The sequence below is a fragment of the Ancylobacter oerskovii genome, assembly GCF_018390555.1.
Classification (GTDB): Bacteria; Pseudomonadota; Alphaproteobacteria; order Rhizobiales; family Xanthobacteraceae; genus Ancylobacter; species Ancylobacter oerskovii.
In genome coordinates this window covers 173,370-199,354 of sequence record NZ_JAHBGB010000023.1, presented here as the reverse complement: position 1 = coordinate 199,354, position 25,985 = coordinate 173,370, and the positions used below count along the sequence as shown (strand labels likewise).

At 69.9% G+C, this 25,985-nt stretch carries 26 protein-coding genes; 11 read left to right on the top strand and 15 right to left on the bottom strand.

The genetic code is table 11. From position 1 onward, the window contains the following. Positions 1 to 10: 10 nt before the first annotated feature. From mgrA to KHC19_RS11605, 4 genes are all read right to left on the bottom strand, one after another. Positions 11 to 1,042 (bottom strand): L-glyceraldehyde 3-phosphate reductase, encoded by a 1,032-nt coding sequence (mgrA, locus tag KHC19_RS11620; protein WP_213352505.1) that lies wholly within the window; start codon positions 1,040 to 1,042, stop codon positions 11 to 13. 159 nt (positions 1,043 to 1,201) lie between these two features. Continuing rightward, positions 1,202 to 1,612, bottom strand: coding sequence for a GtrA family protein (locus KHC19_RS11615; RefSeq protein ID WP_213352504.1), 411 nt, complete (start codon positions 1,610 to 1,612; stop codon positions 1,202 to 1,204). A 13-nt stretch (positions 1,613 to 1,625) separates the two neighbouring features. Further along, entirely contained in the window at positions 1,626 to 3,353 is a 1,728-nt protein-coding gene (locus KHC19_RS11610; RefSeq protein WP_213352503.1) for an ArnT family glycosyltransferase, read from the bottom strand. Beyond that, positions 3,350 to 4,327 (bottom strand): glycosyltransferase family 2 protein, encoded by a 978-nt coding sequence (locus KHC19_RS11605; RefSeq protein ID WP_343207699.1) that lies wholly within the window; start codon positions 4,325 to 4,327, stop codon positions 3,350 to 3,352. The genes KHC19_RS11610 and KHC19_RS11605 overlap by 4 nt, the downstream gene beginning before the upstream one ends. A gap of 145 nt (positions 4,328 to 4,472) precedes the next feature. Here KHC19_RS11605 and KHC19_RS11600 point away from each other — a divergent pair, with 145 nt between their 5' ends. After that, on the top strand, positions 4,473 to 5,342 hold the full coding sequence (locus KHC19_RS11600) for a ChbG/HpnK family deacetylase (RefSeq protein WP_343207698.1): 870 nt from the start codon (positions 4,473 to 4,475) through the stop codon (positions 5,340 to 5,342). 73 nt (positions 5,343 to 5,415) lie between these two features. After that, positions 5,416 to 6,627 (top strand): M23 family metallopeptidase, encoded by a 1,212-nt coding sequence (locus KHC19_RS26210; RefSeq protein WP_213352501.1) that lies wholly within the window; start codon positions 5,416 to 5,418, stop codon positions 6,625 to 6,627. Here the strand turns inward: KHC19_RS26210 and KHC19_RS11590 are convergent. From KHC19_RS11590 to ftsE, 3 genes are read right to left on the bottom strand one after another with little or no spacing between them, the layout of a single operon-like run. Then, positions 6,603 to 7,295 (bottom strand): YdcF family protein, encoded by a 693-nt coding sequence (locus tag KHC19_RS11590; protein ID WP_343207697.1) that lies wholly within the window; start codon positions 7,293 to 7,295, stop codon positions 6,603 to 6,605. The genes KHC19_RS26210 and KHC19_RS11590 overlap by 25 nt on opposite strands. An 11-nt stretch (positions 7,296 to 7,306) precedes the next feature. Continuing rightward, on the bottom strand, positions 7,307 to 8,299 hold the full coding sequence (locus KHC19_RS11585; protein ID WP_213352500.1) for a cell division protein FtsX: 993 nt from the start codon (positions 8,297 to 8,299) through the stop codon (positions 7,307 to 7,309). Positions 8,300 to 8,309: 10 nt separating this feature from the next. Next, entirely contained in the window at positions 8,310 to 8,969 is a 660-nt protein-coding gene (gene ftsE / locus KHC19_RS11580; RefSeq protein ID WP_213352499.1) for a cell division ATP-binding protein FtsE, read from the bottom strand. 175 nt (positions 8,970 to 9,144) lie between these two features. Between ftsE and hpt the strand changes: the two genes are divergently transcribed. Further along, a complete protein-coding gene (gene hpt, locus KHC19_RS11575; RefSeq protein WP_213352498.1) occupies positions 9,145 to 9,714 on the top strand; it encodes a hypoxanthine phosphoribosyltransferase in 570 nt (189 codons plus the stop codon). Positions 9,715 to 9,732: 18 nt separating this feature from the next. On the opposite strand, the gene KHC19_RS11570 is transcribed toward hpt, so the two are convergent. Beyond that, positions 9,733 to 10,191: a MerR family transcriptional regulator gene (locus KHC19_RS11570; protein WP_213352497.1), complete on the bottom strand. Its 459-nt coding sequence runs from the start codon at positions 10,189 to 10,191 to the stop codon at positions 9,733 to 9,735. Between the two features lie 84 nt (positions 10,192 to 10,275). On the opposite strand from KHC19_RS11570, the gene KHC19_RS11565 reads away from it, so the two are divergent. Then, positions 10,276 to 12,597, top strand: coding sequence for a heavy metal translocating P-type ATPase (locus tag KHC19_RS11565; RefSeq protein WP_213352496.1), 2,322 nt, complete (start codon positions 10,276 to 10,278; stop codon positions 12,595 to 12,597). A 141-nt stretch (positions 12,598 to 12,738) separates the two neighbouring features. Here the strand turns inward: KHC19_RS11565 and argH are convergent, their stop codons facing one another. After that, positions 12,739 to 14,124, bottom strand: a complete 1,386-nt coding sequence (gene argH / locus KHC19_RS11560; protein ID WP_213352495.1) for an argininosuccinate lyase — start codon at positions 14,122 to 14,124, stop codon at positions 12,739 to 12,741. Between the two features lie 27 nt (positions 14,125 to 14,151). On the opposite strand from argH, the gene tlpA reads away from it, so the two are divergent. The 4 genes from tlpA (at position 14,152) to KHC19_RS11540 (ending at position 18,219) form a co-directional block, all read left to right on the top strand. Continuing rightward, positions 14,152 to 14,940, top strand: a complete 789-nt coding sequence (gene tlpA, locus KHC19_RS11555; RefSeq protein ID WP_213352494.1) for a thiol:disulfide interchange protein TlpA — start codon at positions 14,152 to 14,154, stop codon at positions 14,938 to 14,940. Positions 14,941 to 14,955: 15 nt separating this feature from the next. Next, positions 14,956 to 15,912, top strand: coding sequence for an alpha/beta hydrolase (locus KHC19_RS11550; RefSeq protein ID WP_213352493.1), 957 nt, complete (start codon positions 14,956 to 14,958; stop codon positions 15,910 to 15,912). A 185-nt stretch (positions 15,913 to 16,097) separates the two neighbouring features. After that, positions 16,098 to 17,045, top strand: a complete 948-nt coding sequence (locus tag KHC19_RS11545; RefSeq protein WP_246548711.1) for a DMT family transporter — start codon at positions 16,098 to 16,100, stop codon at positions 17,043 to 17,045. 247 nt (positions 17,046 to 17,292) lie between these two features. Further along, positions 17,293 to 18,219: a sugar phosphate isomerase/epimerase family protein gene (locus KHC19_RS11540; protein ID WP_246548709.1), complete on the top strand. Its 927-nt coding sequence runs from the start codon at positions 17,293 to 17,295 to the stop codon at positions 18,217 to 18,219. A 129-nt stretch (positions 18,220 to 18,348) separates the two neighbouring features. On the opposite strand, the gene aceA is transcribed toward KHC19_RS11540, so the two are convergent. Continuing rightward, the gene (gene aceA / locus KHC19_RS11535; RefSeq protein ID WP_213352491.1) at positions 18,349 to 19,647 is read right to left on the bottom strand and encodes an isocitrate lyase; all 1,299 of its coding nucleotides are present in this window, start codon (positions 19,645 to 19,647) and stop codon (positions 18,349 to 18,351) included. 149 nt (positions 19,648 to 19,796) lie between these two features. Next, positions 19,797 to 20,057, bottom strand: a complete 261-nt coding sequence (locus KHC19_RS11530; RefSeq protein ID WP_213352490.1) for a hypothetical protein — start codon at positions 20,055 to 20,057, stop codon at positions 19,797 to 19,799. Positions 20,058 to 20,193: 136 nt separating this feature from the next. On the opposite strand from KHC19_RS11530, the gene KHC19_RS11525 reads away from it, so the two are divergent. The 3 genes from KHC19_RS11525 to KHC19_RS11515 all read left to right on the top strand — a co-directional run bounded on the left by KHC19_RS11525 (position 20,194) and on the right by KHC19_RS11515 (position 22,994). Continuing rightward, positions 20,194 to 21,642 carry a helix-turn-helix domain-containing protein gene (locus KHC19_RS11525; protein ID WP_213352489.1) on the top strand — a complete coding sequence of 483 codons (1,449 nt, stop codon included), beginning with the start codon at positions 20,194 to 20,196 and terminating at the stop codon, positions 21,640 to 21,642. Positions 21,643 to 21,766: 124 nt separating this feature from the next. Continuing rightward, complete coding sequence (locus KHC19_RS11520) at positions 21,767 to 22,174, top strand: OsmC family protein (protein WP_213352488.1); 408 nt, start codon at positions 21,767 to 21,769, stop codon at positions 22,172 to 22,174. A 412-nt stretch (positions 22,175 to 22,586) separates the two neighbouring features. Then, a complete protein-coding gene (locus KHC19_RS11515) occupies positions 22,587 to 22,994 on the top strand; it encodes an OsmC family protein (RefSeq protein ID WP_213352487.1) in 408 nt (135 codons plus the stop codon). A gap of 51 nt (positions 22,995 to 23,045) precedes the next feature. On the opposite strand, the gene KHC19_RS11510 is transcribed toward KHC19_RS11515, so the two are convergent. The 4 genes from KHC19_RS11510 to KHC19_RS11495 form a co-directional block, all read right to left on the bottom strand. Continuing rightward, the gene (locus KHC19_RS11510) at positions 23,046 to 23,249 is read right to left on the bottom strand and encodes a hypothetical protein (protein ID WP_213352486.1); all 204 of its coding nucleotides are present in this window, start codon (positions 23,247 to 23,249) and stop codon (positions 23,046 to 23,048) included. 61 nt (positions 23,250 to 23,310) lie between these two features. Continuing rightward, positions 23,311 to 24,192 carry a 3-hydroxybutyryl-CoA dehydrogenase gene (locus KHC19_RS11505; RefSeq protein WP_213352485.1) on the bottom strand — a complete coding sequence of 294 codons (882 nt, stop codon included), beginning with the start codon at positions 24,190 to 24,192 and terminating at the stop codon, positions 23,311 to 23,313. A gap of 73 nt (positions 24,193 to 24,265) precedes the next feature. After that, complete coding sequence (locus KHC19_RS11500) at positions 24,266 to 25,213, bottom strand: electron transfer flavoprotein subunit alpha/FixB family protein (RefSeq protein WP_213352484.1); 948 nt, start codon at positions 25,211 to 25,213, stop codon at positions 24,266 to 24,268. Between the two features lies 1 nt (position 25,214). Continuing rightward, entirely contained in the window at positions 25,215 to 25,967 is a 753-nt protein-coding gene (locus KHC19_RS11495) for an electron transfer flavoprotein subunit beta/FixA family protein (protein WP_213352483.1), read from the bottom strand. Positions 25,968 to 25,985: the final 18 nt, after the last annotated feature.

The following is a 25,985-nucleotide window of genomic DNA, read 5'->3' as shown; positions in this document are numbered from 1 at the left end:
GCGGCCGCGCCTACAGCGTCGAGGACACCCGCCACAGATCGGTGCCGCCCTCCTGGGCATGCCGGTCGATGGCCGCCAGCTCCTCCGGCGCGAAGTCGAGCGCCTTCACCGCGTCGAGCGAATTGTCCAGCTGCTCGACGGTGCGGGCGCCGATCAGCGCCGAGGTGACGCGCCTGTCGCGCAGCACCCAGGCGATCGCCATCTGCGCCAGCGTCTGGCCGCGCGCCTGCGCGATGTCGTTCAGCGCCCGGATGCGCGCCAGATTGTCCTCGCTCAGCATCGACGTCTTGAACGAACCCTGCTTCACCGCGCGGGCATCCTCCGGCACGCCGGACAGATATTTCGAGCTCAGCAGCCCCTGCGCCAGCGGCGAGAAGGCGATGCAGCCGGTGCCGAGTTCGGCCAGCGTGTCGAGCAGCTCCTCCTCGACCCACCGGCTCAGCATGGAATAATTCGGCTGATGGATGAACAGCGGCACCTTTTCCTCCTTCAGGATCGCCGCCGCCTTGCGCGTCAGCGCCGGCGAATAGGAGGAGATGCCGACATAGAGCGCCTTGCCCTGGCGATGGAGATGGGCGAGCGCGCCCATGGTCTCCTCCAGCGGCGTCGCCGGATCGACGCGGTGGGAATAGAAGATGTCGACATAGTCGAGCCCCATGCGCCGCAGCGACTGGTCGAGGCTGGCGACGAGATATTTCCGGCTGCCGCCGACACCGCCATAGGGGCCGGGCCACATGTCCCAGCCGGCCTTGGTGGAGACGATCAGTTCGTCGCGATGGGCGCGGAAGTCGCTCGCCAGCACGCGGCCGAACATCTCCTCCGCCGAGCCGGGAGGCGGGCCGTAATTATTGGCGAGGTCGAAATGGGTGACGCCGCGGTCGAAGGCCCGGCGCAGGATCGCCCGCCCGGTCTCGAACACGTCGGTGCCGCCGAAATTCTGCCAGAGACCGAGGGAGATCAGCGGCAGATCGATGCCGCTGGCCCCGCAGCGACGATAGGGCATCGCCCCGTCATAGCGGGAAGCGGCGGGCGTGTAGGTCATGGTCCAGCATCCTTCGGCTCGATGATCGGGAGCGAACCATAGTCGGCCGGGCCTTGCGGGCAATCGACCGAACTCTCAATCAGGCTTAATGCTACATTGAACGAGATTCATGCATCAGGGCGCGAGTCATCCGCAGGCACAGGAAGCGCGGGCGGCCGTTCAGGGACGGGCAGGCCGGAAGGTCCAGACCAGGTTGCCGGCATAGTGCCACAGCACCAGCAGACCGGTAGAGATCAGCTGCGCCGCCAGATAGGGCAGGCCGAGCCAATGGATGAAGCCCGCCATCATCAGCGCGTTGAGCACCAGCCCGCAGCCGGCCACCAGGAAGAAGCGCGGCGCCGCCTCGCGATGCGGGCGGTCGCTGCGGAAGGCGATGCGGCGGGCCAGCAGGTAGTTCACCACCCCGCCGGTGAGGAAGCCGGCGGTGGAGGCGACGACCGGATCGACGCCGGCCCCGCTCGCCAGCGCCACCAGCACCGCATATTGCGCCAGCGTGCCGAGCGCACCGAGCGCCGCGAACAAGAGGAAATGTCGCAGGCGGGCGATCAGCGGAGCGGCGGCAAGGTCCATCGCGGCGCCTCCGTCACGGCGCCTTGCGGGCCACGGTCGCCGAGCCGGGGCCGTTGAAGGAGACGGCGGGCGTTTCCGGGTCGGCATCGTCGTCCCAGGGAAGCGGATCGACGATGGGCGTGTGGCGGGCGCGCAGATCCACCACCATGGCGAGCGGCACCCCGAGCCGGCTGATGGTGCGATAGGTCAGGCCGGGCACCAGGTTGTCGCAGCCGACATTGCGGGCGGTGAGCAGGAAATCGGCATCGTCCCAGCTCTCGGTGAATTCGAGATGCGGGCCGAGGAAAGGCTGGATCTGGCCGTCCTCGGCGCAGATCGCCACCTTGTAGGGCCTGGCGGGGGGATGCGCCTCGATGCCGGTGCGCAGCGCGTTTGCCGCCTCGCGCATGGTGGCCGACCAATAGTCGCCCTCGAAACGGCCATCGGCGCCCCTGAGCCCGCCGACCAACTGGTTGTAGCCGACATATTCATAGGGATGCAGCGCCACGAAGGTCGCGGCATTGAAGACGAAGAGCCCGCCCGCCACCGCCGCGGTGGCAAGACCAAGGATCGGCGAGACCCGCAGCGCCCCGCGCCACAGGGCGGCGAGGCCGAGCGCGGCTGCGATGGTCGCCGGCGGGATCACGAACAGGAAATGGCGGATGCCGTTATAGAGCGGCGGATGCTCGGCCAGGGTGAAGGCGACCGGCACCGCCAGTGCCAGCACCAGCGGCAGGAAGACGAGGGCGCGCCGCCGCTCGCCGGCTTCCGCCCGGAAGAGCGCGGCGATACCGAGGGGAAGCGCGGCGATCAGGCCGAGAAGCGCGACGTCCGGCAGCTTGATCAGCAGATATTCGCTCATATAGGTGCCGGGCACCTCGCCGATCGGCACGGTGCGGCCATTGATCAGCGTCGAGAGATCGAAGCTGAAATGGCTGAAGGCCCCCATCGCCTCGAAGAGATTGGTCGGGGGCAGCACCGACCACGGCCAGGCGAGCGCCATCACCATCAGCGCGATCAGCCCGGCGGGAACGAGCCGCAGCACGAGGCGCAGCACGAGCCGCGGATCGCGATGGACCACCCCGCCCGCGAGCACCGTCAGGCCGAGATAGAAGATCGCGAACACCCCGCCGACCCGCAGCCCCAGCGCGCAGCCGACCGCGAGGCCGAGGCCGACCACCGTGCGCCAGGCCGGCAGGCCGGGCAGCGCCGCCGCGACGCAAGTGACGAAATAGAGGCTCCACGCCATGGCGGCCGCGAAGGGCACGTCCTTGGTGTGGGTGAACATCGCGCCGCCATACATGCCGGTGATGGCCAGCAGGGCGACCGCGAGGATGGCGGTCTTCTCGCCGGCGATCAGCCTCGTCCAGCGCCACACCGCCACCAGACCGGCAAGGCCGAAGCCGGCGGAGATCAGGTGGCGCAGGTCGTAGACCGGCAGGCTGACATAGGGCTCCAGCCCGGCGGCGATGAGGTCGAACAGGCCGCCATAGAGATAGAGGTTGATGTAGTGGAAGGCGCGGTCATCCTTGAAGCCGCTGCCGTACCACTGCCAGAGCAGCTGGCCGTAGGTGTGCTGCACCGGCTCGTCATTGCTGATGCCGTAGTCGCGGAACACCGCCAGCACCCAGGCGGTGAGGCCGGCGAACAGCAGCAGGCTCGCGAGGCGGGTGAGCGTCTGCGACTGCCAGGCGCGCGCGACGAGCGCAGCGAAGCGGCCGGCAAGGCGGGCCGGCGTCGGCCGGGAAACAGCGAGGGTCACGACTGGGTCTCGACCAACGGAACGAGGGGAAAGGCAGCCGGGACATAGCCGACTTCATCGGCGACGATATAGAGCGGGCGCTGTTTCACTTCCGTGAAGATGCGGCCGATATATTCGCCCATCACGCCGAGGCTGATCAGCTGCACGCCGGACAGGAACAGCGTCGACACCATGATGGTGGCGAAGCCCGGCGTCTTCACGCCGAAGAACAGCGCCTCGAAGATGAGATAGACGCCATAGAGCGCGGACAGCGCGGCGAGGCCGACGCCGATCAGCGACCACACCCGCAGCGGCACCATCGAGAAGGAGGACAGGCCGTCCACCGCATAGCGCAGCAGCCGGATGAAGTTGAAGGAGCTGACGCCGGCGGTGCGCTCGGCGACCTCGAAATCGACCTCCGCCTGCTGGAAGCCGACCCAGCTGGTGATGCCCTTCATGAAGCGGTTGCGTTCCGGCAGCGCGTTGATGGCGTTGACCACCCGGCGATCGAACAGCCGGAAATCGCCGGCGCCCTCGGGAATGTCCACCTCGCACATCAGCCGGAAGAACTGGTAGAAGCCCCGGCTGAACAGCCGGCGCGCCAGGGGATCCGTGCGGCGCGAGCGGCGCACCGCGGTGACCATCTGCGCGCCGCGGCTCCAGGCCTCGATCAGCTGCGGCACCACTTCCGGCGGATGCTGGAGATCGGAATCCATCAGCACCACGATGTCGCCGGTGGCGGCGCGCAGGCCGGCGGCCATCGCCGCTTCCTTGCCGAAGTTGCGGGCGAAGCGCAGCCCGCGCACGCCGGCGTCGTTCACGCCGATGGCGGCGATGCGGGCGAAGCTGTCGTCGCGGCTGCCATCGTCGACGAAAACGAATTCGCGGGCCAGGCTGGGATAGACCTCGAGCACACGGCACAGCCGCCGATGCAATTCTTCCAGGCTTCCGGCTTCGTTATACACGGGAATGACGAACGAAATCAGACGCGGCACGCGATTCTGCACCGTGCTTTCGGGCGCGCTATGAATCATCTGCGGAACTTTCCGGCTCAGACGGCAAATAGTCGTAAGCGGTCTTATTTGCTGCTTATTCCATAGCTAAGTATAAATCAATTGCGATATTTTTAGGGCCCAAGAAGTGACGGCATCCATACCTTACCCCATAGTAATCTGTGCCGATGACTTCGGTTTAAGCAGTGGCGTTTCCGCGGGCATCATCGAGCTGATTACCTTGGGGCGCCTGTCCGCCACCGGCGCCATGAGCGGCCTGCCGGGCTGGCGGCGCCATGGCGGCGAGCTGGCCCGCACGGTGCGGGAACATCCTGCCGATATCGGACTGCACCTTACGCTGACCGGCCAGCGCCCGCTTACGCAGGCGCAAGGTCTTGCCGCGAATGAACGTTTGCCGTCGATCGGCACCCTCACCCGCGCCGCCGTGAGCCGGACGCTGCCGCTGGAGGCGGTCCGCGCCGAGCTGCGGGCGCAGCTCGATGCCTTCGAGGACGTCTGGGGCGCTCCGCCCGACTTTCTCGACGGCCACCAGCATTGCCATGTCCTGCCGGGGATCCGGCGGGTGGTGATGGAGGAGCTCGCCCACCGCTATGGCGGTTCCCCCTGGCTGCGCTCCTGCGGCGAAACGCTGCACCGCGCCCGGCGCCGCACCGGCTTCGCCAAGGCGATGGTGATCGCCGCCTTCGACCGTGGCCTCGGCGCGCAGGCGGCACGGTTCGGCCTCGCCACCAATGACAGCTTCCGCGGCTTCTACGACTTCTCCGACCGCGTGCCCTACGCCCGGGTGTTCCGCGACAGCCTGAGCAACGCGACGAGCAGCGGCCGGGTGCTGGTGCACTGCCATCCCGGCCGGGTCGATGCCGAGCTCGTCGCGCTGGATCCGCTCACCACCCCGCGCGAGCAGGAACTCGCCTATCTCGCCTCGCCCGCCTGCGGCGACGCTCTTGCCCGCGCCGGCGTGCGGGCTGCGCGCTTCGCCGAGCTCCCGAAGGCATAGGCGCGCGCGCGGTCGCCGCTTGCCGTTTGCGCCGGACTGAGCGAGGTTTCCGGCCCCGCCCGGAGGCCCCGTCATGCTGCGCGCCGCAACCGCCCTGTTCCTCGCCCTTGCCGTTCCGCTGGCCCCCGCCCTGGCCCAGTCGCTGCGCGAGGGGGAGACCCTGAGCTCGATCACGGTGGCGCCGGTGGCCACGCCGCACCCGGTGCGCGGCGGCGACGGGCGGACCCACCTCGCCTATGAACTGTTCGTCGCCAATCCCAGCCGGCTCTTCGTCACCCTGGACAAGGTCGAGGCCGTCACGCCCGAAGGCACCGCCCTTGCCGTGATGGAGGGGGAAGCCCTGGCGGCGATGATGCAGCGTTTCGGCGGCGAGGGCCCGACCCTCGCCCCGGGGATGACCGCGACGCTGTTCATGGATGTCGCCCTGGCCAGCGAGACGGCGGTGCCGACGCGGATCGCCGCCCGCATCGGCGCCACCCGGCAAGCCGCCGACAAGGACGGCAAGCCGGTACCGATGCCGGCCGATACGCCGTTTCCCGCCCGCTACGGCTTCACCACCGCGCCCACCGCCATCGGCTGGCCGGCGGTGGCGGTCGAGGCGCCGTTGCGCGGCAAGGGCTGGGTGGTGGTGAATGGCTGCTGCGACAGCATCACCTCGCATCGCGGGGCGGTGATGGCCGTCAATGGCCTGTTGCGGGTGCCCGAGCGCTTCGCCATCGACTTCGTGAAGCTCGACGACGCCGGCCGCCTGTTCACCGGCGCCGAGGGCACGCTGGCGAGCTATGCCTTTTACGGGGTGCCGGTGCACTCGGTCGCCGACGGCACCGTGGTCAACCTCTATGACGAGGCGGAGGAACAGGTGCCCGGCCAGGCGGCCAAGGGCATCACCGCCGCCAATATCGGCGGCAACATGGTGGTGGTCGACATCGGCGACGGCCGCTTCGCCTTCTACGCCCATCTCCAGCGCGGCAGCCTGCAGCGGAACGGCTCCGGGCTGAAGCTCGGCGACCGCGTGAAGGCCGGCGATGTCATCGGCCTTCTGGGCAATACCGGCAATTCCTCGGCGCCGCACCTGCACTTCCATGTGATGGACGGCCCCTCGCCGCTCGACGCCGACAGCCTGCCCTATGTCTTCCGCAGCTTCACCGGCATGGGCGTGCTGCCGCCGGAAGAGGACGAGGCGCTCGAGAGCGGCCGGGCGCTGAAGATCGACACCGGACGGCTGGCCGGGCCGCAGACCGACGCCCTGCCGCTCAACGATCAGGTGGTCGATTTCGGCGAGTGAGGCGGAAAGAGCGCCGTCAGTTCCTCGGTCGTCGCGGGGGATGGCCGGATGCCGACATAGGCGGCGAGATATTTCACATATTCGAGCAGCAGCAGCCGCCCGGACGCCAGCACGCCGGAGAAGCCGGGGCGGGCGACGCCGGCGACGGGATAGGGCAGCAGCTCGATCTCCGGCATGGCGCGCCCCATCTCCACCAGTGCCCGCGGCATGTGCCAGCCGGAGGTGACGACGATCAGCGACCGGAAGCCGAGGCGATGCGCCCATTCCGCCGTCTCGATGGCGTTGCCGCGCGTATTGAGGGCGGAGCGGCCCAGCTCGGCGCAACAGTCCAGCACCGTCTGCGCCACCGGCACGGTACGGCCGATCTCGACCAGCGTGGTCTCGGGATGCACGCCGGTGATCAGCAGGCGCCGGCCGCGCTGCTCGGCAAGCAGGTTGGCGGCCTCCGCCACCCGGTCGGCGCCGCCGGTGAGCACCACGATGCCGTCGGCGGTGCGGCCGGTCCGGTCGGAGGGGCCGAGAATGCAGAACAGGAAGGCCGCGAAACCGGCCAGGAACGCCAGCACCATCGCGGCCAGCAGGCCGGCGGCGATGGTCGCCAGCCGGCGCACCCGGCTCGGGCGAGCCGCGCTTTCCCGATGGAACGGCGCTGATTCGCTCTTCGTCACGGATGAACCACCTAGCCGATACCGCGCAGCGTCCGGTAGACGGTGATACGCGAGGTCACCGCCGTGACCAGCGCCACCAGCACCGCGGCGCCGAGGATACCCCCATAGCCGCGCAGGTCGAGCGTCATCGCCCCGAGCAGCGTGTCGGCGGGCGTACCGGCGCCGATCCAGTGCGGCACGGTGGAGGCGAGGAAGAACACCGCCATCGCCGCCCCGCCGCCCAGCGCACCGCCCTTGAGCCCCACGGCGAGGAAATGGTGCTGGAACTCCGCGGCGATGAAGCTGTCCCGCGCGCCGACGAAATGCAGCACCTCGACGATGGAGCGCGCCGCGTCCACCGCCGCCCGGGTGGCGAACACCACGCACAGCACGGTCGCGATCCCCACCAGGCCCAGCACCGCGAGGCCGATCGTCACCACCGCCCGCGCGGTGGAGGACAGGCGCTGGGTCCATTGCCGGTGATCGTCGAAACTGGCGGAGGGCACCTGCTCGGCCAGCGCGGCGCGCAGCGCATCGGCGGCCTGCGGGCCCGCATCGGGAGCCAGCTTCACCACCACGAGGCGCGGCACCGGCAGGCTGGAGACGTCGAGCCCGGTCCCGAGCCACGGCTCCAGCAGCCGGGCCGTCTCGCCGGCATCGAGCGCCCGCGCCTCGACGATGCCGGGCGTGGCTCTGGCGACGCTCACCGCCTTGGCGAGCGCCGCCTCGACGTCGAGCCCGCCGCCGGGCTTCACCTGGATGGTGGTCTCGCGGGCGATGTCGGTGGTCCATTCCGACGCGACGGAGCGCACCGCCGCCACCGAGCCGATGGTGATGCCCGCCAGGAAGGTCATGATCGCCACCACCGCGACCAGCGCCCCGCCGGTGACGGTCGCCGACGGCACGATGGCATGACGGGAGCGCGGACGCCGCCCCTCCCCGGCCTCGGCGCCGCGACCGACGGGCAGCAGTGCCGTGAGGCGCGTCCACCATGCCGGCCGGGAGGCGGAAGCGGGTTCGGACATGTGGTGCGTGTCAGTCATAGACGGTCAGCCGCCCCTGATTGATCACCAGACGCCGGGCGTCGAACTGGTCCATCAACGCGATGTCGTGGGTGGCGATCAGCACCGAGGTCCCGGTCTTGTGCAGCTCGACGAACAGCCGCAGCAAACGGCGGGCCAGGCGCGGATCGACATTGCCGGTCGGCTCGTCGGCGAGCAGGATTTCCGGCCGGCTGATCAGCGCGCGGGCGATGGCGGCGCGCTGCTTCTCGCCGCCCGACAGCACCGGCGGCAGCACATGCATGCGCTCGCCGAGCCCGACCCAGCCGAGCAGCTCGGTCACCTCGGCGCGATAGCTCGCCTCCTCGCGCTCCTGCACCCGCAAGGGCAGCGCGACGTTCTCATAGGTGGTGAGGTGGTCGAGCAAGCGGAAATCCTGGAACACGATGCCGATGCGCTGGCGCAGCGCCGCTACCTCATCCGGCCCGAGTGCGGCGACATCGCGACCGAAGACGTTGATGAGGCCGCGCGTCGGGCGCAGCGACAGGAACATCAGCCGCAGCAACGTCGTCTTGCCGGCGCCGGAAGGGCCGGTAAGAAACTGGAAGGAATGCGGGGGAATGCCGAAGGTGACGTCCCTCAGCACCTCGGGCCCCATGCCGTAGCGCAGCCCGACATTCTCGAAGCGAACCAATCTGCGAATCCCTCGGACACGAACAAGTGCCGCCGGCGGCGACGATGCCGGCCTTGTCCTAACATAGAGTGTGCATCCGTGTCGGGAAGGCGCTACGGCTGCCCCCGTCTGGACGCGGGACGGGCAGCCGGTCCATCCTGCCGACCTTGAGCGAATTCGACCAGCAGGAGACATCATGAGCGAAGCGGACACCGGAGAGCAGGCGGCCTCGCCGAGGATCGATGTGCTGTTCGACGCCGAAACCATCGCCGCCCGCAACCGCGCGCTCGCCGACGAGATCGTGGCCGCCAAGCCGGAGAAGCTGGTGGTGATCGCGGTGCTGAAGGGCAGCTTCGTCTTCGCCGCCGACCTGATCCGCGCCATGCACGACGCCGGCCTCGCCCCGGAGGTCGAGTTCATCACCTTGTCGAGCTATCGCGATTCGCAGGTCTCCGCCGGCTACGTCACCGTGCTGCGCGACATCGACAGCGAGGTGAAGGGCCGCGACGTGCTGCTCATCGACGACATCCTCGAATCCGGGCGCACCCTCGCCTTCGCCAAGGACCTGCTGGCCGCACGCGGCGCCCGGCGCGTCATGGTATGCGTGCTGCTGGAGAAGCCGCACAAGCGGGCGGTGCAGATCGAGGCGGATTTCGTCGGCTTCCAATGCCCGGATTATTTCGTGGTCGGCTACGGCATGGATGTCGCCCATGCCTATCGCCAGCTGCCCTATATCGGCCATATCCCCGACGGCGAGATCGTCTGATCCCCTGGGGCCGGGCGCTCAGCCGCCGGCCCCGCCGGCCAATGCGACCGGCTCGGCGCCCAGATGATGCCGGCACTCGCCGTGATCGGCGAGGATCTCGATCACCCGGCATTCCCCGACATGGCCGTGCGAGCAGCCCTCCACCATGCGCATGAGCTCGGCCCGCAGCGCCTCCAGGCTGGCGATGCGGCGCTCCACCTCGGCGAGCCGGTCGCGGGCGATGGCATCGGCGGCGGCGCAGGACTGTTCCGGCTCGTCCTGCAGCTTAAGCAGGGTGCGGATCGCCTCCACCTCGAAGCCGAGCTCGCGCGCGTGGCGAATGAAGGCGAGGCGACGCACGTCGCCGGCGTCATAGGTGCGGCGGTTGCTGCCGGTACGCGGCGGGCTCGGCAGCAGCTCGATGCTTTCATAATAGCGGATGGTCGGCACCTTGACCCCGCTCGCCTTCGCGGCGGCGCCGATGCTGAGATTGGGCATCGCGAAAATCCCCGAAATCGCCTCTTGATCCTCTAGTCGCTAGAGGATGTAGCGTCGCCTCCGCTGATGGACAAGGAGGCGTGCATGTCGGCGCTCAAGCAACGTTATCGCATCGAGGGTATGGACTGCGCGTCCTGTGCGTCCAAGATCGACACCGCCGTGCGCCGGGTGCCGGGTGTCTCGGAGGTGGCGGTCTCCGTCACCGCCGGCACCATGACCGTCGAGCATAGCGGCGCCGACCTGATGCTGGTGGAAAAGCGGGTGAGCGGGCTTGGCTACGGCATCGCGCCTCTGTTTCGCCCCGCAGAAGGGCCGACGACACAGTCTCATAATGATGGCCGTGATCATGCTTGCGGTTGCGGGCATGACCACACCCATCAACACGCTGCACATGATCACGCCGGCCATCGGCACGGTTCCGATGGGGATCACGACCATGCCGGCCATGATCACGATCATCACGACCACGCTGGGCACGGGCACGATCACCGGAGCCCCCCCGCCATCCCCGCCCGGGCGGCCGACGGCCATGTGCATGCGATGGAGGCCGGCTCCTGGTGGCGCAGCGGCAAGGCGCGGCTGACGCTGGCCTGCGGCGCGGCGCTGGTCCTCGCCTATGCCGCCGGGCATCTCTGGCCGGACTATGATCGCCTGATCTTCACCGTCGCCATGCTGGTCGGGCTGGCCCCGGTGGCGCGCCGCGCGGTGATGGCGGCCCTGGCGGGCACGCCCTTCTCCATCGAGATGCTGATGACCATCGCCGCCGTCGGCGCGGTGATCATCGGCGCCGCGGAAGAAGCGGCGATGGTGGTGTTCCTGTTCCTGGTCGGCGAGCTCTTGGAAGGCGTCGCCGCCGGCCGCGCCCGCGAGTCCATCCGCGCGCTCACCGCTTTGGTGCCCAAGGTCGCGCGCCTCGTCGAGAACGGCACGACGCGCGAGATCCCCGCCGAGCGCATCGCCATCGGCGATACCATCCTCGTCCGGCCCGGCGAGCGCATTCCCGCCGACGGCGCCGTGCTGGAGGGCGCGAGCTCGGTGAACGAGGCGCCGGTGACCGGCGAGAGCGTTCCCGTCGCCAAGGCGCCGGGCGATCCGCTCTTTGCCGGCACGGTGAATGGCGAGGCGGCGCTGACCATGCGCGCCACCGCCACCAGCGCCGACAACACCATCGCCCGCGTGGCGCGCCTCGTCGAGGAGGCGCAGGAGAGCAAGGCGCCGACCGAGCGCTTCATCGACCGTTTCTCGCGCTGGTACACGCCCTTCGTCGTGCTGCTGGCGGCGCTGGTCGCCGTGGTGCCGCCGCTGCTGTTCGGCGCCGCCTGGGACGAATGGATCTACAAAGGCCTCGCCATCCTGCTGATCGGCTGTCCCTGCGCGTTGGTCATCTCCACCCCGGCCGCCATCGCCGCCGCTCTCGCCGCCGGTGCCAAGCGCGGCCTGCTCATCAAGGGCGGCGCGGTGCTGGAGAAGCTGCGCGAGGTGAACGCCGTCGCCTTCGACAAGACCGGCACCCTCACCGAAGGCAAGCCGCAGGTCACGGATATCGTTGCCTTCTCCGGCGATGAAGCCGGCGTACTGCGCCTTGCCGGCGCGCTGGAGGCCGGCTCCACGCATCCGCTCGCGGTCGCCATCCTCGCCGCCTGCGAGGCCAGGCAACTCGCCTTGCCCGCGGCGCGGCAGGCCGTCGCCATCGGCGGCGAGGGCGTGACGGCAACGGTGGAGGGGCGGGCGCTGTTCCTCGGCTCTCCCGTCGCGGCCGCCAAGCGGGCGCCGATGCCGGCCGAACGGCTCGCCGCCATCGAGGCGCTGAACGCCGACGGCAAGACCGTCGCGGTACTGGTGGCGGACGGGGCGGCACTCGGCTTCCTCGCCATGCGCGACGAACCCCGCGCCGATGCCGCATCGGCTCTCAAGGCACTGGCGGATCAGGGAATTCGTACGGTGATGCTCACCGGCGACAATGCCCGCACCGCGCGGGCCGTCGGCCGAGATCTCGGCATCGAGGTCCGCGCCCAGCTGATGCCGGCGGACAAGCAGCGGATCGTCGGCGAGCTGAAGGCGCAGGGACTGACCGTCGCCAAGGTCGGCGACGGCATCAACGACGCGCCGGCGCTGGCGGCCGCCGATGTCGGCATCGCCATGGGCGGCGGCACCGATGTGGCGCTGGAAACCGCCGATGCCGCGGTGCTGCATGGCCGCGTCGCCGATGTCGGCGCGATGATCGCGCTGTCGCGGCGGACCATGGCCAATATCCGCCAGAACATTACCATCGCCCTGGGGCTGAAGGCGTTCTTCCTCGTCACCACCATCGCCGGCATCACCGGCCTGTGGCCGGCGATCCTCGCCGATACCGGCGCCACCGTGCTGGTGACGGCCAATGCCTTGAGGTTACTCAAAGGGCGTTAGCCGTTGGCCGTCTGCGTGCTTCGAGGCTCGCTTCGCTCGCACCTCAGCATGAGGAAGGTGGGTTGGGGGGTGGCGGAGCCGTCCTCATCCTGAGGTGCCCGGCCAAAGGCCGGGCCTCGAAGGACGCAGAACGGTGCCGTCTCACCCCTTCGCCAGCAGCTTCAGCCAGCGCTTCGCCTGGGCGCGGACATTCTTCGGCGCGGTGCCGCCATAGGAGACGCGGCTCGCCACCGACTTGGACACCGACAGCACCCCGAACACCTCCTGGGTGATCCGCGGCTCGACCGACTGCATCTCGGCAAGGCTAAGCCGATGCAAGGGCAGGCTTTTCCCGCTCGCCAGCGCGACGATGCGGCCGGTGACGTGGTGGGCCTCGCGGAACGGCAGGCCGAGTACCCGCACCAGCCAGTCGGCGAGATCGGTGGCGGTGGAATAGCCGGAGCCGGCGGCGGACTTCATCTTCGCCTCGTCCGGCACCATGTCGCGCACCATGCCGGCGGTCGCCGCGACCATCAGCGACAGGGTGCCGAGCGCGTCGAAGGCGCCTTCCTTGTCTTCCTGCATGTCCTTGGCATAGGCGAGCGGCAGGCCCTTCATCACCATCAGCAGGCCCGAGAAGGCGCCGGCGATGCGGCCGATCTTGGCGCGCACCAGTTCGGCGGCGTCCGGGTTTCGCTTCTGCGGCATGATCGACGAGCCGGTGGTGAAGCGATCGGACAGCTTGAGCAGACCCACCAGCGGCGAGGTCCAGATGACGATTTCCTCAGCAAAACGCGTGAGATGCATGGCGCAGATCGACGCGGCCGCCAGCGCCTCCAGCACGAAATCGCGGTCGGAGACGGAATCGAGCGAATTGGCGGTCGGCCGGTCGAAGCCGAGGCTTGAAGCGGTGGCGAAACGATCGATCGGGAAGGAGGTGCCGGCCAGCGCGGCGGCGCCGAGCGGGCATTCGTTGAGGCGGGCGCGGGCGTCGCGCAGGCGGCCCCGGTCGCGGCCGAGCATCTCGACATAGGCCAGCAGATGGTGGCCGAAGGTCACCGGCTGGGCGGTCTGCAGATGGGTGAAGCCGGGCATCACCGTGCCGGCATGCTCAAGCGCCTTCTCGCTAAGTGCCTGCTGCAGATCCGTAATCTGCGTATCCAGCGTATCGATGGTGTCGCGGACATAGAGGCGGAAATCGGTCGCGACCTGGTCGTTGCGCGAACGGGCGGTGTGCAGGCGGCCGGCGGGGGCGCCCAGCAGGGTCGCCAGCCGGGATTCCACATTCATATGAATGTCTTCCAGCGAGCGCTGGAAGGTGAAATTGCCCGCCTCGATCTCTGACAGGATCGTGTCTAGACCCTCGGCGATCTTTTCGGCATCAGAGGCCGTGATGATCCCCTGCGCGGCCAGCATGGAGGCATGTGCCTTGGAACCGGCGATATCCTGTGCGTAGAGACGCTGGTCGAAGCCGATGGAGGCGTTGATCTCCTCCATGATCGCGTCCGGCCCGGTCTCGAACCGGCCACCCCACATCTTGTTGCTCATGCTGACTTTTTCTCCGCGAGGACGGCCATGACCGAACGACCCGACCCCATCGATCCGGCACCTTCCGGGAACCGGCGCGGGCGCGGGGGACGGCTTGCCCTTTATGCCGCGCTCGCCCTCGTCCTGGGCGGCGCCGCCGGGTTTGCTGGCGTATACGGGATCGGAGGGGGGCTGCGCAACGCCGACGCGCCGGCCGGCGCCGCCGGTCCTGTCCGCGTGGCCGCCGGAGAGGCCGGTGGGGTGGACGATCAGGCCAGCCCGGCGGCCGGGGAGGCCGGTCAGTGCAGCCGGGCGGGCGAGGTCGCCCGCAAGCTCTCCGACCTCGCCAAGGGGGAGCTCGCCGCCTTCGCCCCGACGCTGAAGCCGACCCGCATTCCCGACCTCGCCGTGATCGCCCCCGACGGCACCGCCACCCGGCTCGGCGGGATCGGCGGCGACGGGCTGCGGCTGGTGAACATCTGGGCGACCTGGTGCGTGCCGTGCCGCACCGAGATGCCGGCGCTCGACACGTTGCAGGCGGAACGCGGCGGCAACGGCTTCGAGGTGGTCGCCATCAACATCGACACCCGCGACGGCGAGAAGCCGAAGCGCTTCTACGAGGAGACGGGGATCCGCAACCTCGCCCTCTACACCGACCCCAAGGCGAAGGCCTTCCAGGACCTGCGGGCGGTGGGGCGCGGCTTCGGCCTGCCGACCACCATGCTGATCGACGCCGAGGGCTGCGAGATCGGCCATATTGCCGGGCCGGCGGAATGGGCGAGCCCGGAGGCGCTGGCGCTCATCGACACCGCCAAGGCCGCCTACGCGACCCGCTGACGCGGCCCCGCCGCGATGGACCGGCGCGGGTTCCTCGCCTTTCTCGGCCTGCTGGCGGGCAGCGGCTTCCACGCCGCCGCCGCCGAAGCGGGGCCTGCGGAGCCGGCCCCGTCGCCGCAGCGGGTCGTGTCGCCGCAGCGGGTGCTGCCGCTATGGCCCGACGAGCCGCCGGGCGGCGGAGGGCCGCGGGGCGAGGCCCGGCGCGATCGCCGCGGCGCGGTGCGGCAGCTCGCGCGGCCGACGCTGACGCTGTTCCGCCCCGACCGCCCGTCCGGGACGGCGGTGCTGATCGCCTCCGGCGGCGGCTATCGGCGGATCGAGGACGGCAAGGAGGCGCTGCCGGCGGCGCGCTGGCTCGCCGCACGGGGCCACGCCGCCGCCGTGCTCGACTATCGCCTGCCCGGCGAAGGCTGGGGCGCCGGGCCGGCGGCGCCGCTGCAGGATGCGCGACGGGCGCTCGGCCTGCTGCATGCCGGCGCCGCGGGGCCGGATATCCGCCGGATCGGCGTGCTCGGCTTCTCCTCCGGGGCGCATCTGATGGCGCTCGCCGCCGGAGCGGTCCCGATGGGCGCCTATCCCGCCGTCGATGCCGCCGACACGACGCCGGCGCGGGCGGATTTCGCGGCGCTGATCTATCCGGTGCTCGATCTCGGCGACGGCATGCGCCCGACCTCGGCGCAGCGCCGGATGGTCGGCCGGCATCCGCCGCCGGAGCGGGCGGCGGCGTGGTCGGCCACGACCTATGTCGATGCCCGCTACCCGCCGACCTTCCTCGTCCAGGCCGCCGACGACCCGGTGAGCGACCCGCGTCAGGCACCGCTCATGGCGCAGGCCTGCGCGCGGGCCGGGGTGCCGGCGGAACTGCATGTGCTGGCGAGCGGCGGCCACGGCTTCGGCATGGGCGAACCCGGCACGGACGCCGCGCAATGGGCGGGCTGGCTCGCCGCCTTCATCGCCGGGCTGCCGCGCTGACGGCCGGCGAGCAAGACGATCCCCCCACCGAAAGGCAGCGCCGGCCGAACGCCCCCGCTGAAACGTGTGGCGCCGCCGCCGGCCGGCTGGTATCTCCGGCGGGGATGCGGCGGCAACGGCCCGCGCGCCCCGCCCGCCGACGCCGTGCCGATACCGCCGACCGCGTGGCCTGCCCGGAGAATTCCATGTCCAGCCCATCCGTCCGCCCCGGTCCGCCGCCCGGCGTCGCGCCGATGGGACCGCTCGATTGGGGCCTCTTGGTATTGCTCTCGGCGATCTGGGGCGGGTCGTTCTTCTTCGGCAAGATCGCCATCGCCGAGATCCCGCCGCTGACCATGGTGCTCGCCCGCGTCGCCATCGGCGCCACGGTGGTGTGGCTGATCGCCCGGCTGCGCGGCATTTCCATGCCGCTCGACGCCGGGCTCGTCGCCGCCATGGTGGTGATGGCGCTGTTGAACAATGTGGTGCCGTTCTCGCTCATCGCCTGGTCGCAGCAGCATCTGCCGAGCGGGCTCTCCGCCATCCTCAATGCCGCGACGCCGCTGTTCACCGTGCTGGTGGCGCAGGCCTTCACCCGCGACGAGAAGCTGACCCCCGGCCGGCTCGCCGGCGTGCTGCTCGGCTTTGCCGGGGTGGCGGTGATGATGGGCCCGGCGCTGCTCGGCCGGCTGGGCGGGCACGAATTGCCGGCGCAGCTCGCCGCCATCGGCGCCACGATCTCCTACGGCCTCAGCGCCGTCTATGGCCGGCGCTTCCGCGGCCTGCCGCCGCTCGGCGTGGCGGCGCTGCAGCTCACCTTGTCCAGCCTGATGCTGCTGCCGGCGGTCATGATTCTCGATGCGCCCTGGCGGCTGCCGGTGCCCTCGGCGCATGTCCTCGGCGCGCTGATCGGGCTCGGCGTGCTGTCGACCGGCATCGCCTACATCATCTTCTTCCGCATCCTCGGCCGGAACGGGGCCACCAATATCTCGCTGGTGACGTTCCTGGTGCCGGTGAGCGCGGTGCTGCTCGGGGCGCTGGTGCTGGGCGAGGCGCTGGAACCGCGCGAATTCATCGGCTTCGCGCTGATCGCGGTCGGGCTGGCGGCGATCGACGGCCGGCCGGCAAAGATGCTGTTCGGACGGCGGGGATAGCGGCGGAGGAGGCGCGGGACACAGAACCACCGCGCGAAGCCCCCCTCACCCCAGCCCTCTCCCCCACGGGGAGAGGGAGCTGCCCTTTCCGGCAGCGACGGACCTCGCGGGGGAGAGGTCGGCTTCCGGCCGGCGGGGGATCGGCGCTATTCAGGAGATGGCCGATTCGGCCCAATGCTGCACGCCAGCGCTCCGCGCATGCGCCCAAAGCATGTGCCGCAAGCCAGTGCCCAAGGAGGATCCTGCCTTGACCCATGCCACGCCCCAGCCCGCCCCCAACCCGCCGTCCCGCAACCTGCTCGGTGTCCACGCTCTCGTCTGGGTCGGCGACACCTCGCGCGAGGGCATCGAATTCGCCGTGACGCGCACCGCCGAGACCGGCTACGACCTGCTGGAGCTCTCGCTGCACGGGCTCGACGGGCTCGACACCGCCCATGCCCGCTCGACCATCGAGGCGGCCGGGCTGAAGGTCGCCTGCTCGCGCGGCCTCTCCCTCGATGCCGACGTCTCGCATGAAGACCCCGCCGTGGTGGAGCGCGGCGCGAAACTGCTGAAATCCTCCATTGAGAAGACCGCCGCCATGGGCGGCACGGTGCTGACCGGCGGGCTGTTCTCCGCCTTCTGCAAATATGCGAGGCCGGTGAGCCCGCGCGGGCGCGCCAATGCGGTGGCGGTGCTGAAGGACCTGTCCAAGGACGCGGCGGCGCTCGGCGTCACCCTCGGCCTCGAAGTCGTCAACCGCTACGAGACCCATGTGATCAACACCGCCGCGCAGGCGCTGGTGCTGGCCGACGAGATCGGCGCCGACAATGTGATGGTTCATCTCGACACCTACCACATGAACATCGAGGAGGACGATTTCGTCCGCCCGCTGCACCTGGTCGGCGACCGGCTGGGCTATGTGCATATCGGCGAGAACCATCGCGGGCCGCTCGGCTCCGGCCATATCGACTTCACCGGCTTCTTCCACGCGCTCGACGACATCTCCTATGCCGGGCCGATCACCTTCGAGAGCTTCTCCTCCGCCGTGGTGGCCGAGCAGCTCTCCGGCGACCTCGCCATCTGGCGCAACCTGTGGGCCGATGGCGAAGCGCTGGCCCGGCAGGCCATCGCCTTCACCCGGGCGCAGATCGAGGCGGCCCGCGCCCGGCCGAGCTCGCCGCGGCGCGGCTGAGCCGCCGGACGCGGCGCGCCCATGGAAGCGGACACCCGCCGATGAAAAGCCCTCCCCAGCGGTGGGGCGCCGGGGAGGGCAAGTGAGACGGTCGTCTCGGAAGCCGGCCGCCTCCCCAAAGGGATCGCCTCAGAACTGCGCCGTCTCGGTCGAGTCCTGCATCGCCGTGGTGGCGCTCATGCCGTTGGTGAGCGTGGTGGCGATGGCGTCGAAATAGGAGGTGCCGACCTCGCGCTGGTGGCGCGTGGCGGTGAAGCCCTCCGCCTCGGCGGCGAACTCCGCCTCCTGCAGCTCGGAATAGGCGGCCATGCCGTCCTGCTTGTAGCGGCGGGCGAGGTCGAAGGTGGTGAAGCTCACCGAGTGGAAGCCGGCCAGGGTGATGAACTGGTACTTATAGCCCATCGCGCCGAGCTCGGCCTGGAAGCGCTTCATCGCCGCCCGGTCCATGTATTTCGCCCAGTTGAACGAGGGCGAGCAATTATAGGCCAGCATCTTGCCGGGATGGTGCTCGTGCACCCCCTCGGCGAAGCGGCGGGCATCGTCGAGGCTCGGGGTCGAGGTCTCGCACCAGAGCAGGTCGGCGTAAGGCGCATAGGCCACCGCGCGGGCGATGCCGGCCTCGAAGCCGCCTTTCAGCCGGTAGAAGCCTTCCGCCGTGCGCTCGCCGGTGATGAAGGGCGCATCGGTCTCATCGATGTCCGAGGTGATGAGCCGCGCCGCCTCGGCATCGGTGCGCGCCATGATCACCGTGGGCACGCCGAGCACGTCGGCGGCGAGGCGGGCGGCGTTCAGCGTGCGGATGAACTGGCGGGTGGGCACCAGCACCTTGCCGCCGAGATGGCCGCACTTCTTCTCCGAGGCCAGCTGGTCCTCGAAATGCACCGCCGCCGCACCGGCCTCGATCAGCGCCTTGGTGAGCTCATAGGCGTTGAGCTGGCCGCCGAAGCCGGCCTCGGCATCGGCGATGATCGGCACGAGATAGTCGGTATTGCCGTCCGCCTTGCCCTCGCAGCGCTCCAGCGTCTGGATCTGGTCGGCGCGCAGCAGCGCCTTGTTGATGCGGCGGACCACCGCCGGGACGCTGTCGACCGGGTAGAGGCTCTGGTCCGGGTACATGTCGCCGGACGAATTGCCGTCGGCGGCGACCTGCCAGCCGGAGAGATAGATCGCCTCCAGCCCGCCCTTCACCTGCTGCACCGCCTGATTGCCGGTATAGGCGCCGAAGGTGGGCAGGAAATCGCGGTCGTGCAGCAGCTCCCACAGCCGGCGGGCGCCGTGCTGGGCCAGGGTGTGCTCGATGCGGAGCGAGCCCGCGAGCTTTTCCACATCGGCCGGCGCATAGGTGCGGGAGATGCCGCGCCAGCGGTCGGGCGCCCAGTGCGGCGCGGGGAAGGGCTGGTTGGGATCGGGACGGGCGGTGTCGAGCATGAGAGCCTCGGTAAAGCCTTTACAGAACGGGGGCGGAAGATGGGGAGGGCGAGGATGAGCCGGGCGGGCGGCGGCACGGACATCGGCCGTACCGCTGGCGCCGGCGGCGCCGTTTAAGCGTGCCGCCCGGCTGTTCTCTCGCCCGCGCCCTAGCGGCCGGCGCGGCGCATATAGGTGGCGGCCACCATCGGCCGCATGCCCATCTCCTCGCCGAGATGCGCGGCGAGCGGCGAGCCCTCCGGCAGGCGGAAGCTGTGGCGCCCCATGCGGTGCAGGATGGAGAAGCCCTTGGCGGCGAGGCCGTCCTTGGCATAGACGCGCCCGACTTCCTCGGCATCCTGGCCGATGATGGTGATGAACTCGTCGCTGTCGTTGCGATGACGGTGGGTGCGGTGATCGTGGGTCGACATGGTCGCGCTCCGTGTTTGCTGATGTAAAGATTTGACCACTCGACATCGCAAAGCAAGATATATAAGAAAATCATGGTGTTAAGCTGAAAATGCCTGTAAAGTTCTCTTCAGCGGATTGTAAAGCGAGCAAAGCGCGATGGCGGCGGACGATCCCCAGGTCGGCGGGCGCATACAGAGGCTGAGGCGCCAGCGCGGCGTCTCCCAGGCCGAGCTGGCGAGCGCGCTCGGCATCTCCGCCAGCTATCTCAACCTGATCGAGCACAATCGCCGGCGCATCACCGTGCCGCTGCTGCTCAAGCTCGCCTCCTTCTTCGGCATCGAGCCCGGCGAGCTGGTGGAGAATGACGAGACCCGGCTGCTCGGCGACCTGATGGAGCTGTTCGGCGACGACGTGTTCGCCGATTCGACGCTGACCAACCAGGATGTGCGCGACCTCGCCAATTCCAACCCGGCGGTCGGCCGCGCGGTGGTGCGGCTCTACGACCGCTACCGCGCCCTGCGCGGCGTGCGGGCCGGCAGCGCCGGAGCGGCCGGGCCGGCGGAAGCGGAGCCGGCGACGAGGGGCGGGCAGGGCTCCGGCGGCCACCCGGCCACCGACGCGGTTTCCGACTTCGTCCAGGCCAACGCCAACCATTTCCCGACGCTGGAGGCCGCCGCCGAGCGGGTCCGCAACGACATCGACGCCGAACCGGATTCGCTGGATTACGGGCTGCGCAACTACCTGTTCAACGTGTTCGGGCTGAACTGGCGTACCGCCAACCTGCCGGCCGGCATCGCCCGGCGCTACGACCCCGAGCGGCGCGAGATCCTCACCGCCGAGGTGCTGGAGCCGGCCTCGGCCGCCTTCGCGGTGGCGCACCAGATCGGCCTGTTTGCCGCCGGGGCGGAAATCGAGCGGCTGATCGAGGACAGCGACCTGCCGGCCGACGCACCGGTGGTGGCGCGCAACGCCCTCGCCTCCTATTTTGCCGGCGCATTGATCATGCCCTACGAGCCGTTCCTCAAGGCCTGCCGCGAGACGCGCTACGACATAGAACGCATCCAGCGCCGGTTTCGCGCCAGCTTCGAGCAGGTGTGCCACCGCATGACCTGCCTGCAGCGGCCGGGGCAGATGGGGGTGCCGCTGCATCTGGTGCGCACCGATATAGCCGGCAACATATCCAAGCGCTTCTCGCTCTCCGGCATCCATATCTCCCGCCATTCCGGCGCCTGCCCGCGCTGGAACGTCTATTCCGCCTTCCTGCACCCGGAGCGGATCAACGTGCAGATCAGCCAGATGCCGGAGGGGCAGCGCTATTTCTGCATCGCCCGCTCCTATGCCCGCGGCGGGCACGGCTACCAGGCGCCGCGCCGGCATTTGTCGATCGGGCTGGGCTGCCACATCGCCCATGCCGGCAGCCTGGTCTATTCGGACGGCATGGACCTCGCCGACCCTGGCCAGACCGTGCCGATCGGGGTGGGCTGCCGCATCTGCCCGCGCCTCGATTGCGAGCAGCGGGCGCACCCGCCGGCCGACCACCATTTCACCATGAACGAGCGCGACCGGGCGGAGAGCTTCTACGCGCCCGGACGCTGGGGAAGCTGACGGCGGCAGGCCCGGCGGCGGTCACGGCAAAGGGACTTGCGGGATCGGCCGCGGCGGAGGAGCATGGCGCGTCTTTCGCCGGTCCATGAATACCGCCGGCGAGGACGCGAACCGGGAGGCGACCATGGCGACGACGCATGTCGAGCTGAGGAGCATGCCGGGCACCCAGGCCGCCACCGGATGGGTCGGCGGCCATACGGTGACGGTGGACCGGGCGGAGGGGGTAGCCGGAGGCGCGGGCCTCGGCTTCAACGGCAACCAGCTGCTGGCGCTCGCCATCGGCGGCTGCTTCTGCAACGATCTGCATACCACCGCCCATGCGATGGGGGTCATCCTCACCGAGGTGGCGGTGAGCGTGGAAGTGGATTTCGCCGGCGAGCCGCCCATGGCCGTCGGCGCGCGCCTCACCGCGCAGGCGAGCGCCCTGCCGCGGGACGTCGACATGCAGCAACTGATCGACCGGGCCTTCGCGGCCTCGGCGGTCGGCAATTCGCTCCGCCGCGGCGTGCGGGTGGAACTCGCGGCCGCCTGACGGCGGCGGCCGGTGCCGCTGTCCGGCCGGCCGACGCCCGGCCGGACGGGAGGGAATGACCGACCCGCCGGGGATCCGTTCGGCCGGCAAGACCGCCGCCGTCCCGACCGCACAAGCTCCCGGGGAAGCGCGGAGCCAGCCGCGCCGGCCATCCCGGGAGCGCGTGCGCCGGCACATCGGGGCACATGGTGTCGTCGCGCATCCGCGGGAGATCCGACCGGCAGGCCGGTAGCCGCGCCGGCCATCCCGGGAGCGTGCGCGCATCGCGCCACCTGCGGTCGGGGCGTGTCGCCTCATCGCCTGTCCGCCGGTTGTTCCCCGGCCGACGGCCGCTACGATGACCGCCCGGCGCCCCGCGGCGGCAGGCCGAGGACTGCGCTGGCGCACCGGACGGCAACGGAGGATCGAGCCCATGGCGACGATGACGGTAGAACTGCGCAGCGTTCCCGACACCCGGGCCGCGATGGGCTGGGCCGGCGGCCACACGGTGACGGTGGATCGCGCCGAAGGCGTCGCCGGCGGCAACGGGCTCGGCTTCAATGGCGGCCAGCTGCTGGGACTCGCCATTGGCGGCTGCCTCTGCAACGACCTGCACTACGCCGCCGCGCAGCTCGGCATCGAGGTGACGGAAGCGGCGGTGAGCGTGGAGATCGACTTCGAGGGCACGCCGCTGCTGGCGACGGCGGCGCGGGTGAAGGCGCGGATCGCGGTGCAGCCGGAAGACGCCGATGCCGGCCTGGTGCTGCGCCGCGCCTGGGAGATGTCGACGGTGTCGAACTCGCTGCGGCGCGGCGTGCCGGTGGAACTGGCCGGCGGGTAAGGGGGCGGGCGCGCGCCCCCGCTCCCGGGCCCGATCGGCAAGGCGGCGACGTCACACCGGGACGACGACGCCGGCGAGCGGCCGCAGCGCGATCACCTGCGAGCTTTCGATAGGCTCCGGCAGCCGGGCGAACAGCCCCGCTATATGCGGGGCCGCGAGAGGCTGGTCGGCATGCTCGAGCCGTTCGGGCGCCTGGAGGCGGATGCCGAGCGGCGCCGGGAGCTGGCGCGGGCCTGCGCCGAGCTGTTCTACCACGGCACGAGGCCGCCTCCCGGCTGAAACCGGGAGGGCCGCGTCAGGGCCGATCCGGCCGCCTTCAGCGGGTCGGGACCGGCTTCTCGCCGCGATAGTCGTAGAAACCGCGCTGGGTCTTGCGGCCCAGCCAGCCGGCCTCGACATATTTCACCAGCAGCGGGCAGGGGCGGTACTTGGAATCCGCCAGCCCCTCATGCAGCACCTGCATGATCGACAGGCAGGTATCGAGGCCGATGAAATCGGCCAGCTGCAACGGCCCCATCGGGTGGTTGGCGCCGAGCCGCATGGCGGTGTCGATGGCGTCCACCGAGCCGACGCCCTCATAGAGGGTGTAGATCGCCTCGTTGATCATCGGCAGCAGGATGCGGTTGACCATGAAGGCCGGGAAATCCTCCGACACCGCATAGGTCTTGTTCAGCCGGGTGACGAAGCCCTTGGACAGCTCGAAGGTCTCGTCCTCGGTGGCGATGCCGCGCACCAGCTCGACGAGCTGCATGATCGGCACCGGGTTCATGAAGTGGATGCCGATGAAGCGCTCCGGCCGGTCGGTGGTGGCGGCCAGCCGGGTGATCGAGATCGAGGAGGTGTTGGTGGCGAGGATCGCCTCCGGCTTCAGATAGGGGCAGACGGTGGCGAAGATCTTGCGCTTGATCTCCTCCTTCTCCACCGCCGCCTCGATGACGAGGTCGGCGTCGGAGAGGTCGCCGACATTGTCCGAGCCGCCGATGCGGGCGAGCGCCGCCTGCTTCTCGGCGTCGGAATACAGCCCCTTCGACACCTGCCGGGTCATGTTGCCGTTGATGGTGGCAAGGCCGGACTTGATGCGGTCGGCTTCCAGATCGTTGATGATGACCTCGTAGCCGGCGAGCGCGCACACATGCGCGATGCCGTTGCCCATCTGTCCGGCACCGATGATGCCGACGCGCTTGATCTCGAAACCCATCACCTTCGCCCGTTGCCGCCGCCGTCCATGGGGGGGCGGGATACCCACTATAGCCCGCTCCCCGTCTTTTGCCTCAGCTGTTTGACTTTACCTTGGCGATTTCCGCCGTCAGTTCCGGCACCACCTGGAACAGGTCGCCGACCAGGCCGTAATCGGCGACCTGGAAGATCGGCGCCTCCTCGTCCTTGTTCACCGCGACGATGACCTTACTGTCCTTCATGCCGGCGAGATGCTGGATGGCGCCGGAAATGCCGAGCGCCACATAGAGCTCGGGGGCCACCACCTTGCCGGTCTGGCCGACCTGCCAGTCGTTCGGCGCGTAGCCGGCATCCACCGCCGCGCGCGAGGCGCCGACGGCGGCGCCCAGCACGTCGGCCAGCGGCTCGACGACGCTGTGGAAGTTCTCCGCCGAGCCGAGCGCCCGGCCGCCGGAAACGATGACCCGCGCCGCGGTGAGCTCGGGACGCGCCATCTGGGCGATCTCCTCCGACACGAAGGTCGCGCCCTTCGCCTCGCCGGCGGCAGCGGCCTCGCGGATCGGCGCCGCGCCGCCCTCGCCCGCCGCGGCGAAGCCGGCGGTGCGGATGGTCAGCACCTTCTTGCCGGATGCGCGCACGGTCTGGATGGCGTTGCCGGCATAGATCGGCCGCTCGAACGTGTCGGGCGCCACCACGGCGGTGACGTCGGAGACCTGCATCACGTCGATCAGCGCGGCGATGCGCGGCAGCACGCTCTTCCACACCGCGGTGGAGGGCGCGACCAGCGCGTCATAGTCGGCGGCCAGCGCCACGCCGAGCGCGGCCACCGGCTCGGCCAGGCGATGGGCATAGGCGGGGGCGTCGATCAGCAGCACCTCGGCGACGCCCTCGAGCCGGGCGGCGGCCTCGGCGGCAGGGCGGGCGTTCGCGCCCACCACCGCGACGGTGACGGGGGCGCCGAGCGCGAGGGCGGCGGTGAGCGCGCGAGCGGTGACCGGGTTCAGATGCGCGTCGTCATGTTCGGCAAACAGCAGCGTCGCCATCTCAGATCACTCCCGCTTCGTTCTTCAGCTTGTCGACCAGCTCGGCCACCGAGGCGACCTTGACGCCGGCCGAACGCCCGCCGGGCTCGACGGTCTTGAGCACTTCGAGCCTGGGAGCGATGTCGACGCCGAGATCGGCGGCGGTGGTTTCGGCGATCGGCTTCTTCTTCGCCTTCATGATGTTGGGCAGCGAGGCGTAGCGCGGCTCGTTGAGGCGCAGATCGGTGGTGAGGATCGCCGGCAGGGCGAGCGCGAGCGTCTGCAGGCCGCCGTCGATCTCGCGGATCACGGTGGCGGTCTCGCCCTCGATCGTCACCTTGGAGGCGAAGGTCGCCTGCGGCCAGGCGAGCAGCGCCGCCAGCATCTGGCCGGTTTGGTTGCAGTCGTCGTCGATGGCCTGCTTGCCGAGGATGACGAGGCCGGGGCCTTCCTGAACAACGATGGCCTTCAGCAGCTTGGCGACGGCGAGCGGCTCGACGGCGGCGTCCTCGGTCTTCACCCAGATGCCGCGATCCGCGCCCATGGCCAGCGCGGTGCGGATGGTCTCCTCGGTCTTCGCCGGGCCGACCGACACCGCGATCACCTCGGTCGCCTTGCCGGCTTCCTTGAGGCGGAGCGCTTCCTCGACGGCGATCTCGTCGAACGGGTTCATCGCCATCTTGATGTTGGCGAGCTCGACGCCGGAGCCGTCCGGCTTGACGCGAATCTTGACGTTGTAGTCGACGACCCGCTTCACGGGCACGAGGATCTTCATCAGCCGGATCTCCCGCCG